The following is an 11,598-nucleotide window of genomic DNA, read 5'->3' as shown; positions in this document are numbered from 1 at the left end:
ACGAAAGCGACAAAGAAAAAGGGCGGTCCGAAACCGGACCGCCCCCTTCCCTGGATCTTTGCTCGCCGAGCTTAGAAAGCGGCGTGCAGGGTGACGCTTGCCGTGCGCGGATAGCCCGGCTGGCCGAGGCCCGTGCCCGACGGGTTCACCGCCAGGTCGCCCAGGTAGCGTTCGTTGGTCAGGTTCTTGACGTTGACCTGGATGTACGAGCGCTTCAGGCCGAAGCCGTCCAGACGATAACGGGCGTTAGCGTCCAGCAGCGTGTACTTGGGGGCCTTTTCCGTGTTGGTCAGGTTGGTCCAGCGTTCGCCGACCCACTTGGCTTGGACGCCGACCGAGAAGGCCTCGGTGATGTCGTAGTCGACGCGGATGCCGCCTTGGAACTTCGGCGCTTCGTACAGTTGCTTGCCCTTGGTCAGAAGCAGCGAACCCAGCGTGGTGCCGGCGATGTTCTGCTGCAGTTCCGAGTCCTGGTACGAGAACGAGGCGTAGAAGCTCAGGTAGTCTTCCGGCTTGAAGCCGAACTGGGCGTCGAAGCCCTTCTGTTTCACGTCGCCGACGTTGACCGAGAAGGCGATGTTGTCCTGCTCGTTGAAGGCGCGCTCGATGCGGTCGGTGAAGTTGTTGCGCCACACCGACGCGGCGAACAGGACCGTCGGCGACTGGAAGCGATAGCCGAAGTCCAGAACGTGCGAGGTTTCCGGGTTCGGCTTGGTCAGCTTCTTGTCGTACAGGTCGTCCGTACGCGGCGCCGACAGGGTTTCAGCGTAGCTGGCGTAGACCGACTGGTGCTCACCGAAGCTGTAGCTGGCGCCGATGTTCGGCAGGATCTTGTCGTACTTGCGGGTGAACTGACGCGGACGACCGTACTGGGTCGTGCCTTGGCCCGGCAGGGTGACCAGAGTCTGGCCGGCGCCGTCGTCCGTACCCGCCACGGCGGTCGGAGCCTGGTTGGTGCAGTAGGCCGTGAAGGTGTCGGCCTGATAGCAGAAGTTATTCAGTTCGCGCTTAAAGAACGGGGCGCGGGCGCCGATGTTGACCAGCAGGTTGTCGTCCATGAACTTGCCGCGGTACTCGACCGAGAACTGGTTCAGGGTGGCGATCGAGACGCGGTCGCGCTTGCGCAGGATGCTGCCGTCCGCGAGCTTGATCGACGTGCCGTAGCCGTCCTTGCCGCCGAAGACGCTGTTCGGCGTCGTGTCCTGGCTGAACGTCGTATATTCGCCGGTCTGGCGGTGACGGGCCTTGTCGTAGGTGTAAGCGGCGCGGAAGCTCTGGCTGTCAGCGAACTTCCAGATCAGCGACGAGGTGACGCCGTAGCGGCGGGTGTTCGTCGTGTTCGGCGAGTACAGCAGGACGGTGTCGAGGATGTCCCCGTCGCCGTTCAGGTCCTGGCCGCCCGTCAGGGCGCTGCCGCGGATCAGGCCGCTGCCCGTGCCGTTGCCGCTTTCGTTGAACAGGCCGCGACCGCCGCCGTTGGCCAGGGTGTACTGGAACGACGGGTCGACGGTCAGGATGAACTCTTCACCGATGTGGAAGAGCGACTGACCGCGCAGGTTGCCCGTGTTCGACGGGTTGATGTTGTACTTGTAGCAGGTGCCCGCGTTCACATCGATCTGGGCCGTGCCGCCGACCGGGGTCGGACGGTTGCAGGTGGCGCGGCTATAGCCGATGCCCGTGCCGGCCTGGAAGGCGGCGAGGGTCATGCGGTTGATGAAGTTGTTGCGGTTCTCGTTGTAGTTGGCGATCAGGCTGATGAAGTTGCCGTTGTCGCCGATCGGTTGATAGATCCGGGCATTGTACTGGGTCTTGTGGATCTTGCCCGGGCCGTTGAACACGTCGTTGATCGCGTTGGCGTAGCTGAACCAGGCGCTGGTGCCCCACGGACCGACCTTACCGGTGTCGACCACGGCGAAGATGCGGCGGAAGTTGCCTTCGCCGGCTTGGGCCTCGACCACGGCGCCGAATTCTTCATCAGGACGGCGGGTCACATAGTTGATGGTGCCGCCGGCGGCCGCGGCCGTCGGGCTGTCGACGTCGGTCGTGCCGAGGTTGACGTCAACCTTGGAGATCAGTTCCGAGTCCATCTGCTGGTTCGGGTAGATCGCGTAGTTGCCGCTGTCGTTCAGCGGAATACCGTCCTGCAGCAGGGCGACGCGTTGCGAGTCGAAGCCGCGGATGGTGATGTCGCCGCCGGCCGAGCCGTAGGCGTCATTGTTGGTGAAGTTGACGCCCGGCAGCAGGTTCAGCGAGTCCAGGATCGTCTGGCCGGGCACGCCCGCGGAAATGAATTCCTGCGTGATGGTCGAGCGCGACTTCGGAACGACTTGCGAGGTGATCGCGCCGTTCTGATTCTTCAGCGTCGAAGCGGTCACGACGACCTGTTCGACGGCGTCCGTACCGGTCGATTGGGCCGAAGCCGCACCGGCGGCCACAAGGCAACCGACCAGTGCGGTCGTCGCCAGGGCGAAATTTTTCATGTTCATCTTGAAGGATCCCCTCATTATTCGACACGCCCACCGTATGACCGACATGGCTCTGCGCCGTTGGGGCCGTTTAGCGAAAGTTTTAGAAGGTTTGGTGACGGAAACGCCACGCCCCCTCCCAAACTGTCATAAAGGCCCAGATACGCGGAAGAATTGGTCAGATTTTTCTTACTTGGTTAATCAGGCGTCATGCAAGCCGCTCATGAGTCCCCACAAATTCCGGTCGAGGCTCGCGCCTGGCGGTTGACCCTGCTGATGGTCGCGGGACTGACGGTCGTGCGGCTGATCGCCCTGTTCACGACCCCGCTGGAGCTTTACCCGGACGAAGCCCAGTACTGGCTTTGGTCGCGCGAGCTGGCCTTCGGCTATTTCTCCAAGCCGCCGATGATCGCCTGGCTGATCTGGCTGACCACGACGATCGGCGGCGACGCCGAGGCCTGGGTGCGGCTGTCGGCGCCCCTGCTGCACGGGATCACCGCCCTGGTGATCCACCGCATCGCCCGGCGGCTCTATGGCGGCTGGGCCGGCCTGGCCGCGGCGGCGATCTACAGCCTGATGCCGGGCGTGGTGCTGTCCTCGGGTCTGATCGCCACCGACGCGCCGCTGCTATTGTTCCTGGCCCTGACGATCTGGGCCTATGTCGATCTCGCCGAGGCTGTCGCGCCCCGCCGCTATTTCGTCGCCGCCGGCATGGGCGTTGCCCTCGGCCTGGCCTTCCTGTCGAAATACGCCGCCGTCTACGCCCTGGGCAGCATCGCCCTGCACTTCGTCATCTCGCGGGAGGCGCGTCGGCGCTGGTGCCCGGCGGCAGCGGTGCTGTTCGTCACGGCCTTCGTCCTGACCCTGGCCCCGAACTTCGCCTGGAACGCCAGCCACCACTTCTCGACGGTCAAGCACACCGCCTCCAACGCCAACTGGGGCGCCCACACGCTATTCAACTTCCGTGAGCTGATCGAGTTCGTCGGTTCGCAGTTCGCGGTCTTCGGTCCCCTGCCCTTCGCCGTCCTGCTGGGCGGGGCGATCTGGCTGGGGGCCAAGCGCCGCCTCGCCTCGCCGGACCTGCTGCTGCTCTGCTTCAGCGCTCCGCCCCTGATCGTCGTCGCCGGCGAGGCCTTTGTGTCGCGGGCCAACGCCAACTGGGCCGGCGCGGCCTTCGTCGCCGGCTCGGTGCTGGTGGCGGGCTGGCTGCTGCGCTGGGAGGCCCGTCGCTGGCTGATCGGCGGCCTGGCGATCCAGGCCCTCTTCGCCCTGTTCTTCGTGGCCTGCATGGTCAGCCCCAAGGTCGTCGACGCGGTAGGCCTGTCGAACGGCTTCAAGCGCGTGCGCGGCTGGGACCAGACCGTCCAGGCGATCATCGAGCGGAGCCGCGAGGAACAGGCCCTGCGCGGCGCCCTGACCGCCGTCGCGATGGACGACCGCTTCGTCTACAACGCCGCCGCCTATTACGGCCGCGACTATTTCGGCCAGCCGGGCGCCCCGCCGCTGCGCATGTGGGTGCACGAGGCCTACGCCCAGAACCAGGCCGAGGCTGAGTCGCCCATGGACGCCGACCACGGCCGCCGCGCCCTGATCGTCAGCCTGGAAGGCGGCTATCGTCCCGAGATCGAGCAGGACTTCAAGGCGACGTCCGGCCTGCAAATCGCCCGGGTGCGCCTCGACCGGAAGCGCTCGCGCCGGATCGACCTGTTCGTCGCCGAGGGCTTCGCGCCCCTGCCCCGCGACCCGATCACCGGCCTGCCGCCAGAGCCTAAGCGCAAGTCCCAGTAAGCGCCCGGAGCCGCGCTGGCGGCTTTCGAGGGATCACCGTCCTTTCGCCGAGACGCCCCTCGTCGATGCTTCCCGCGTCCCCGGGGAGGTTTCGATGCTGCGCTTGTTTATGGTCCTGCTGACCCTGGTCGTCGGCTCCCCGGCCCTGGCCCGGCCGCTGGTCGTGATCCTGGCCGAACCGAGAGGAACCGAGACCACCGACCTGATCGCGCCCTACGCGGTGCTGGCCGAGTCCGGTGCGGTGGACGTGAAGATCATCGCCCCCAGTCTGGCGCCCGTGCGCCTGATGCCCGGCCTGGCGTGGGTCCGTCCGCAGACAACCTATGCCCAGCTAGGTCAGCGGCCCGATGTTATCATCGTCCCCTTCATGATGCCGGCCTATGACCCGGCCCGCGACGCTTGGCTGCGCGATCAGGCCAAGGCGGGCGCGCGGATCGTCTCGATCTGCGCCGGAGCGGAGACCCTGGCCAAGGCCGGCCTGCTGGACGGCCGATCGGCGACGACCCACTGGTACGAGCTGAACCGCCTGGCCAAGGCCTATCCGACGGTGCGCTGGCGGCGCGACCAGCGTTGGGTCGTCGATGGCGCGGTGACCACCACCGCCGGGGTCACGGCCTCGATCCCGGCGAGCCTGGCCCTCCTGCGCGACCTGGCCGGCGAGCAGGTGATGCGGGCGACCGCCGCGCGGCTGGGTGTCCCGCCTCCGATCCAGGCCCACGATGGCGCGGCGTTCCGGGTCGGGAGCGACGCGGCCCTGACCGGCCTGGCGGGCTGGGCGAACGCCTGGCGCGGCGAGAAGGTCGCGGTGCGGATCGCCGACGGCTTCGACGAGCTGGCCTTCGCCACCACTCTGGACGCCTGGTCGCGGACCAATCGCTCGGAGGCGTTCGCCAGCCGCGACGCGGTCTCACGACATGGGTTGGCGGTGCTCGCGCAGAAGACGCTTCCGCGTGCGGGGCGAGCCGTGGAGGCGCGGGCGGCGGATCCGACGGTGGTGCTGGGGGAGATCGCCGGCGCTTATGGGAAGTCGACGGCGCGATATGTGGCGCTCACGCTGGAGCACCCGTACTGGCTGACTCGCTAGTCCAAAGAACGCGTCATCCCGGAAGCCTCGCAGAGGCTATCCGGGACCCAGGGGCAGCCGCACTACGTTGGCCCCTGGGTCCCGGCTCTCCGCTTCGCTACGGCCGGGATGACACGAGATTTTTGCGTTCAGAGAGAAACCTCGAACGCCGCCTCGGTTTTGGCCTGGACTTCCTCGACCGTGACGCCCGGCGCCAGCTCGATCAGCTTCACCGGCGTCTTGCCGCGATTGATGTCGAAGACGCCGAGTTCAGTGATCAGCAGGTCGACCACGCCCGCGCCGGTCAGCGGCAGGGAGCATTGCTTCAGCAGCTTCGGCGCGCCCGACTTTTCGCAGTGGTCCATCACGACCACCACGCGCTTGACGCCGGCCACCAGGTCCATGGCTCCGCCCATGCCCTTGACCATCTTCCCCGGCACCATCCAGTTGGCCAGGTCGCCGTTTTCGGCCACCTGCATGCCGCCCAGGATCGACAGGGCGATGTGGCCGCCCCGGATCATCGCGAAGCTGTCGGCCGACGAGAAGTACGAGCTGGAGTCCAGCTCGGTGATCGTCTGCTTGCCGGCGTTGATCAGGTCGGCGTCCTCCTCGCCCTCATAGGGGAAGGGACCCATGCCCAGCATGCCGTTCTCGCTCTGCAGCGTCACGGACATGCCCTCGGGGATGTAGTTGGCCACCAGGGTCGGAATGCCGATGCCCAGGTTCACGTAGAAGCCGTCCCGCAGTTCCTTGGCGGCGCGGGCCGCCATCTCGTCACGCGTCCAGGCCATTACGCGTTTTCCTTTGCACGGGTGGTGACGCGCTCGATGCGCTTCTCGAACTTCGCGCCGGCGACGATGTGATCGACATAGATGCCGGGGGTGTGGATGGCGTCCTTGTCCAGGGCGCCGATCGCGACCAGTTCCTCGACCTCGACGACGGTCTTCCGGCCGGCCGTGGCCATCATCGGATTGAAGTTCCGGGCGGTCTTTCGGTAGATCAGGTTGCCCTCGGCGTCGGCCTTCCAGGCCTTGACGATGGCGAGGTCGGCGGTCAGGCCGCGCTCCATCACGTACATCTCGCCGTCGAACTCGCGGACTTCCTTGCCCTCGGCCACCAGCGTGCCGTAGCCGGTGCGCGTGAAGAAGGCCGGGATGCCCGCCCCGCCCGCACGGATGCGCTCGGCCAGGGTGCCCTGCGGATTGAACTCCAATTCCAGTTCGCCGCTGAGGTAGAGCTGTTCGAACAGCTTGTTCTCGCCCACATAGGACGAGACCATCTTCTTGATCTGGCGGTTCTCCAGCAGGATCCCCAGGCCAAAGCCGTCGACGCCGCAATTGTTGGAGATGACCGTGAGGTCCTTGGTGCCCGTCTCGCGGATCGCCGCGATCAGGTTCTCCGGAATGCCGCAGAGGCCGAACCCGCCGGCCATGATGGTCATGCCGTCGAACAGCAGCCCGGAGAGGGCCTCGACGGCGTCCTTCTTCACCTTGTCGACCATGGTGTCTCCCTATCCCCGGACTTATACGTCCAGCGCTTGGCGAACCGTGTCGCCCGAGCCGCGAATAAATTCAACCCTTGATGAATTATTTTCCCGAAGGGCCGCTTGATGACCGACGCTAGCACCGGCTCCGTGACGCCCGCCACCTCTGGCGTGCTCCTGGTGCTGGCCCATCCGGCGCTTGAACGCTCTCGCGCCAATCGGGCGCTCGCCAAGGCGGCCAAAGGTCTTTCCGGCGTCACCTTCAAGGACCTGTACGAGACCTATCCGGACTTCGTGGTCGACATCGAGACCGAGCAAGCAGCCCTGCTGGCGCATGACGTGATCGCCCTGCAGTTCCCGCTGTTCTGGTACTCGACCCCCGCCCTGATGAAGGAGTGGCTGGACCTGGTCTGGCTGCACGGCTTCGCCTATGGCCCGGGGGGCGACGCCCTGAAGGGCAAGAAACTGTTCGTGGGCTGCACCACCGGCGCCAGCGCCAAGGCCTATCACGCCCACGGCTACAACCGGTTCAACATGGACGAGTTCCTGCGGCCGCTGGAACAGACCGCCTATCTGTGCGGCATGGAATGGGAGACGCCGTTCGTGGTGCACGGGGCTTCGGTCAAGGACGATGCGGCGCTGAAGGCCGAGGCCGAGCGCTACAAGGCGCGGGTGGCCTCGCTGCTGCCGGCCCGGATGGAGGCGTAGTTTGGAGAACTTCCTTACCCAGGCCCTGGTCTATCTTGGCGCATCGGTCATCTCGGTGCCGATCGCCAAGCGCCTCGGGCTCGGTTCGGTGCTGGGCTACCTGATCGCCGGCGTCGTCATCGGCCCGTTCGCCCTGTCGCTGGTCGGCGACCAGGCCGACGTCATGCGCTTCGCCGAGTTCGGCGTCGTCATCCTGCTGTTCCTGATCGGTCTTGAAGTGCAGCCCTCGATGCTGTGGGACATGCGCAAGACGATCTTCGGCCTGGGCGGCGCCCAGGTGGTCGGCACCGCGATCGCCATCGCCGCCGCCTCGCTGGCGCTGGGCCTGCCCTGGCAGAAGGCGCTGGCCGTGGGCCTGGTGCTGGCCATGTCCTCGACCGCCATCGTGTTGCAGACCCTCGACGAAAAGGGCCTGAGACAAGGCCCGGTCGGCCGAGCGGCGTTCGGCGTGCTGCTCCTGCAGGATCTGGCGGTCATCCCGATGTTCGCCCTGCTGCCCCTGTTGGCGACCGGCGCGGTCCCTCACGCCGAGAGCGGCGGCGGTCACGGCGCGCCCAGCCTCGTCGCCCACCTGCCGGTCTGGGCCCAGGCGCTGTCGGTGTTCGCCGCGGTGACCGGGGTGGTCGGCGGCGGCCGCTATCTGATCCGCCCGCTGTTCCGCTTCATCGCCAAGGCCCGCCTGCGCGAGATCTTCACCGCCTCGGCCCTGTTGATCGTGGTCGGCGTCGCCAGCCTGATGCAGATCGTCGGCCTCTCGCCGGCCTTGGGCGCCTTCCTGGCCGGAGTGGTGCTGGCCGAAAGCGAGTTCCGCCGCGAGTTGGAGACCGACATCGAGCCGTTCCGAGGCCTGTTGCTGGGCCTCTTCTTCATCACCGTCGGGGCGGGCGTCGACCTGCCGCTGGTGGCGCGCGACCCGCTGACCTTGGCGGGCCTGGTCGTCGGGCTGATGGTGCTGAAGTTCCTGGTCATGTACGGCATCGCCCGTCTTTTCGGCGCGCCCAAGCGCGGGGCGATGGCGGTGGCCACGGCCCTGGCCCAGGGCGGCGAGTTCGCCTTCGTGCTGCTCAGCTTCACGGTCGGGGCGGGGGTGATCGGCGCGCAGTTGGCCGCCCTGCTGACCGCCGCGGTCGCCGTCTCCATGGCGCTGACGCCGGTGGCCATGATCCTCTACGAGCGCGTCGCGGCCCTGATGGACGCGGCCATCCCCGACGTCGTCCCCGACACCGGCGACTTCGACGAGGGCGAGCCCGACATCATCATCGCCGGCTTCGGCCGTTTCGGTCAGATCACCGGCCGCCTGCTCAGCGCCAACGGTTTCAAGTCGACGGTGCTGGACAGCGATATCGAGCAGATCGAGCTGCTGCGCCGCTTCGGCCGCCGGGTGCACTATGGCGACGCCACGCGCCTGGACCTGCTGCGCCAGGCCGGCGCCGACCGGGCCCGGATGCTGATCGTCGCTCTGGACGACCGCGAGAAGACGGTCGAGCTGGTCGAGACCGCCCGCAAGGCGTTCCCGAACCTGGTGATCCTGGCCCGGGCCTGGGACCGCCGCCACGCCTACGACCTCCTGGCCAACGGCGCCGACGCGGTCGAGCGGGAGACCTTCGAGTCTGCCCTGGCCCTGGGCGGCACGGCGCTGCAGAAGCTGGGTTTCCGCGCCCATCGCGCGCACCGGGCCACGGCCTTCTTCCGCCGTCACGACCGGCGGGTGTTCGAGGAGCTGCGCCCGATGTGGGGCCAGGAGGAAGCCTATATCCTGGCCTCGCGCGACGCGGCCAAGACCATGGACCGCCTGCTGGACGCCGACCTGCACCGCATGCGCCCCGGCGACGCCGGCGGGGCCTGGGACACGGCCAGTCTGGACGAGGAACTGCGCGAGCGGGCGCAGCAAGAGGGGGCCGACTAGGCCCTACTCCGCTGCGAGCGGAACGGCCTGCGGGATCGCTTCGCCCTTGAAGGCCTCCACGAACGGGGTCGCGAAGCCGCCGGTCAGGCTGTGCGGATCGGCGGCGACAGCGCCGAACGTCAGCATCGCGGGCCGCGCCTCCGGCACATGCAGCGTGCCGAACAGCCGGTCCCAGACGGCCAGGCAGCTGCCCAGGTTCTTGCCGAAGTGGGCTGGGTCGGCGGAGTGGTGGATCTGGTGGTGGGCCGGGCTCAGCAGCCAGTTGCCGAACGGCGCGAAGGTCATCCAGGCGTGCGAGTGCTGCAGGTGCACGACCGTCATCACGAACACCAGAAAGATGGCGTTCTGGCCGAACGCCAGCGGCGCGGACCAGGCCGGACCGAACGCCCAGGCCAGCACGCCGCCGGTCGCGCCGGTCGACAGGGCCATGATGTTGGCCAGCTTCAGGCTCTCGATCGGATGGACGCGATAGACGGTCAGCGGCGTCAGCACCTCGGCCGTGTGGTGGACCTTGTGGAAGGCCCACAGGAACTTGACCTTGTGGCTCAGCCAGTGGTCGACCCAATAGCCCAGTTCGTAGGCGACGAAGCCGAGCAGGGTCCCGACCACCGCGACCAGCGGCCACGGCGTGGCGCTCAGAGGACCATCGCCAAGCGCGCCGCCGAGCCAGGCGGACAGTCCCTTCGAGATCGCTTGCCCGGACAGCAGCGCCCCGCCCAGCAGGACGCCGGCGCACCAGACGTTGAAGACGAAGAACACCAGGTCGGCGCGGCTGGAGGCCGTCAGCCAGACCTTGCGGGGAAACAGCGCCCGTAGCAGCAGACGCGGCGAGGTCCTGCGACCTCGCGAGCGACGGCTCAGCACGATGTGTGCGGCGCCAACGACCAGGGCGCAGGCCAGCGACGCCAGGGAGAAGCTCGAGCCCAACGGCAGCAGGGTGTCGAGCAGCGGCGCGGCCAGCCGATGGCCGGCGACGGCGAAGTCGATCCCTGAATTGGCCGTGGTCACGCCCGCGAGGTCCCCGTGAAACAGAAGACCTTCTTAGCGAAAACGCCTCAACCGCCGCTTAATGGGCGGGCTGCTTCTCGGCGGCGGCCTGGTTCTTCCGGCCCACGCGACGGAAGAGGTCTGCTAGGGCCTCGAACAGGCCCTTCTCCGAGGCGCGATGATAGACCGAATCCGCGCCCAGGGCCTGGGCCAAGCGCGCGTGAGCCTTGCCTAGGTTGTGGTACGGCAGGCGCGGCAGCAGGTGGTGCAGAGCGTGATAGCGCAGGCCGACGGGGGCCCACAGCTCCGACGCCAGGTTCGGCGGCGGCACGTTGACGGAGTCGAGGAACTGCTCCTCGAGAGTCATCTTGTCGCCATCGTTGTCCCAGTGGTGGGCCACCAGGGTGCGGGCCTGATTGACGAAGGTCGCGACCGAGAAGATCGCCAGCCCGGTCAGCACGTAGCGCACCGGCAGCCAGCCAAGGGCCATCGTCGCGATCACCGCCCACGACCACAGCCAGCAGGCCACGTCCTGGGCCACCCATTCGGGCCGCCAGCGGTTCAGGTCGTCGCGCACGAAGTCGGGATTGATCATCAGGGCCGATAGCCGGGCCTTCATGTGACGGCCCAGCGGCGGAACCACGAACGACAGCGGGATCAGAATCGCCGAGCGCAGGATCACGCCCAACGGCGCCAGCAGGGCGATGAACAGGAATGCCGCCAGCTTCAACGGCGTGAAGCGCGACAGCGGCAGATATTCCGGATCCAGGGCGGTGCCGAAGCGATCCTTGATGTGATGGATGTTGTGGACGCCCTCGTACATCAGCGACGGGGTCATCAGCGGCACGCCGATCAGCGCGTTCCAGCCCAAGCGAAAGCCCGGCGTCTCGTCGGCCCGCAGATGGGTCAGTTCATGGATGAAGCTCAGGCCGCGATAGAGGGCCAGCACGCTGACCAAGCCGGCGACCAAGCCCACGGCGAGGTTCGCGGTCGTCGCGGCGACGAAGAAACCGGCCCACATCAGGGCGGCCGAAATCACCAGATCGATCCAGTAGATGGCCGCGTTGGGCGTCATCAGGTCTTCGGCCAGGGCCTGGGCCTGCCGCGTCAGACTGATTTCGCTCGCCGTCTTCGCCACTTCGTCCTCACGCCGCGCCACTTGAGGATGACGAATTGGCGACGGCGCGAGGGAAAAGCA

General features: G+C 67.2%; 10 protein-coding genes and 1 pseudogene. 5 read left to right on the top strand and 6 right to left on the bottom strand.

The features are described 5' to 3' along the window. Nucleotides 1-71: 71 nt before the first annotated feature. Entirely contained in the window at nucleotides 72-2,486 is a 2,415-nt protein-coding gene (locus AC1RRV_RS08480; protein WP_492859155.1) for a TonB-dependent receptor, read from the bottom strand. Between the two features lie 189 nt (nucleotides 2,487-2,675). On the opposite strand from AC1RRV_RS08480, the gene AC1RRV_RS08475 reads away from it, so the two are divergent. Together AC1RRV_RS08475 and AC1RRV_RS08470 are read left to right on the top strand one after the other, a co-directional pair. Then, entirely contained in the window at nucleotides 2,676-4,253 is a 1,578-nt protein-coding gene (locus AC1RRV_RS08475) for an ArnT family glycosyltransferase (protein ID WP_492859154.1), read from the top strand. Nucleotides 4,254-4,347: 94 nt separating this feature from the next. Continuing rightward, nucleotides 4,348-5,337 (top strand): DJ-1/PfpI family protein, encoded by a 990-nt coding sequence (locus AC1RRV_RS08470; RefSeq protein WP_492859153.1) that lies wholly within the window; start codon nucleotides 4,348-4,350, stop codon nucleotides 5,335-5,337. Nucleotides 5,338-5,376: 39 nt separating this feature from the next. Here AC1RRV_RS08470 and AC1RRV_RS08465 read toward each other — a convergent pair. The 3 genes and pseudogenes from AC1RRV_RS08465 to AC1RRV_RS08455 form a co-directional block, all read right to left on the bottom strand. Further along, nucleotides 5,377-5,469: pseudogene (locus AC1RRV_RS08465) on the bottom strand (hypothetical protein); the annotation flags it as partial. Then, on the bottom strand, nucleotides 5,466-6,107 hold the full coding sequence (locus AC1RRV_RS08460; RefSeq protein WP_492859152.1) for a 3-oxoacid CoA-transferase subunit B: 642 nt from the start codon (nucleotides 6,105-6,107) through the stop codon (nucleotides 5,466-5,468). The gene AC1RRV_RS08460 and the pseudogene AC1RRV_RS08465, both read right to left, overlap by 4 nt. Next, the gene (locus AC1RRV_RS08455) at nucleotides 6,107-6,817 is read right to left on the bottom strand and encodes a CoA transferase subunit A (RefSeq protein WP_492859151.1); all 711 of its coding nucleotides are present in this window, start codon (nucleotides 6,815-6,817) and stop codon (nucleotides 6,107-6,109) included. The genes AC1RRV_RS08460 and AC1RRV_RS08455 overlap by 1 nt, the downstream gene beginning before the upstream one ends. On the opposite strand from AC1RRV_RS08455, the gene AC1RRV_RS08450 reads away from it, so the two are divergent. Genes AC1RRV_RS08450 through AC1RRV_RS08440 form a run of 3 tightly spaced genes read left to right on the top strand, consistent with a single transcriptional unit; the run spans nucleotide 6,720 to nucleotide 9,413 of the window. Then, entirely contained in the window at nucleotides 6,720-6,926 is a 207-nt protein-coding gene (locus AC1RRV_RS08450; protein ID WP_492859150.1) for a hypothetical protein, read from the top strand. The two genes, AC1RRV_RS08455 and AC1RRV_RS08450, sit on opposite strands and share 98 nt — an antisense overlap. Further along, a complete protein-coding gene (gene kefF / locus AC1RRV_RS08445; protein ID WP_492859149.1) occupies nucleotides 6,926-7,507 on the top strand; it encodes a glutathione-regulated potassium-efflux system oxidoreductase KefF in 582 nt (193 codons plus the stop codon). Before AC1RRV_RS08450 ends, kefF begins: the two co-directional genes overlap by 1 nt. A gap of 1 nt (nucleotide 7,508) precedes the next feature. Continuing rightward, nucleotides 7,509-9,413, top strand: a complete 1,905-nt coding sequence (locus AC1RRV_RS08440; protein WP_492859148.1) for a monovalent cation:proton antiporter-2 (CPA2) family protein — start codon at nucleotides 7,509-7,511, stop codon at nucleotides 9,411-9,413. Between the two features lie 3 nt (nucleotides 9,414-9,416). On the opposite strand, the gene AC1RRV_RS08435 is transcribed toward AC1RRV_RS08440, so the two are convergent. Beyond that, on the bottom strand, nucleotides 9,417-10,421 hold the full coding sequence (locus tag AC1RRV_RS08435) for a sterol desaturase family protein (protein ID WP_492859147.1): 1,005 nt from the start codon (nucleotides 10,419-10,421) through the stop codon (nucleotides 9,417-9,419). Nucleotides 10,422-10,479: 58 nt separating this feature from the next. Next, nucleotides 10,480-11,538, bottom strand: a complete 1,059-nt coding sequence (gene cerH, locus AC1RRV_RS08430; protein WP_492859146.1) for a ceramide hydroxylase CerH — start codon at nucleotides 11,536-11,538, stop codon at nucleotides 10,480-10,482. Between the last annotated feature and the right edge of the window lie 60 nt (nucleotides 11,539-11,598).

The organism is Caulobacter sp. GW821-FHT11E10 (genome assembly GCF_058808375.1).
Note: the sequence above shows the minus strand (reverse complement) of the source record. Positions and strands in the feature narration are given on the sequence as shown.

What these genes read in the sequence shown, in the direction of transcription:
- AC1RRV_RS08480 (WP_492859155.1), bottom strand. Translation starts at nt 2,486, where the DNA reads ATGAACATGAAAAATTTCGCCCTGGCGACGACCGCACTGGTCGGTTGC.
- AC1RRV_RS08475 (WP_492859154.1), top strand. Translation starts at nt 2,676, where the DNA reads ATGCAAGCCGCTCATGAGTCCCCACAAATTCCGGTCGAGGCTCGCGCC.
- AC1RRV_RS08470 (WP_492859153.1), top strand. Translation starts at nt 4,348, where the DNA reads ATGCTGCGCTTGTTTATGGTCCTGCTGACCCTGGTCGTCGGCTCCCCG.
- AC1RRV_RS08460 (WP_492859152.1), bottom strand. Translation starts at nt 6,107, where the DNA reads ATGGCCTGGACGCGTGACGAGATGGCGGCCCGCGCCGCCAAGGAACTG.
- AC1RRV_RS08450 (WP_492859150.1), top strand. Translation starts at nt 6,720, where the DNA reads ATGCCGCAGAGGCCGAACCCGCCGGCCATGATGGTCATGCCGTCGAAC.
- AC1RRV_RS08455 (WP_492859151.1), bottom strand. Translation starts at nt 6,817, where the DNA reads ATGGTCGACAAGGTGAAGAAGGACGCCGTCGAGGCCCTCTCCGGGCTG.
- kefF (WP_492859149.1), top strand. Translation starts at nt 6,926, where the DNA reads ATGACCGACGCTAGCACCGGCTCCGTGACGCCCGCCACCTCTGGCGTG.